The 318-nt window shown below is 36.2% G+C and carries 1 protein-coding gene; it reads right to left on the bottom strand.

All coding sequences use genetic code 11. The annotated features are described in order from the left end of the window. The coding region (locus tag PZE06_RS27460) for a DUF2777 family protein (protein WP_306421350.1) at positions 1-318 on the bottom strand (318 nt) is incomplete at its 3' end.

Here is a 318-nt window from a genome sequence, read left to right on the forward strand (position 1 = left end):
GTGCTGAATGCTGCAAATGTCTTCTTGGTTGTCAAAAATAATGAAATTGACCCCTTCTTTGCGATCTTCTCCTTTCAAAAAATTTAGATGATTATAGCAGTAAATACAATCATAAACTGAAAAATGAAGCGAGTTTAAATGGGTGATGAATTGGTAAAAGGCGTCGTCAGATATTTCTTCTAGTAGTCGTTCCAGCGAATAAATGAGGTTTTTTCGGATTCGAAGAGTATCACTTCTTTTAAGAAGGAGAATTTCGTCTGCCATTGACATCTTCCCATCTTCAAATAAAACTCCTTTTCTCCAACGAGAATGTCGCAG

Origin of the sequence: Robertmurraya sp. DFI.2.37, from assembly GCF_029211245.1 — a bacterium.
Classification (GTDB): Bacteria; Bacillota; Bacilli; order Bacillales; family Cytobacillaceae; genus Robertmurraya; species Robertmurraya methanolica_A.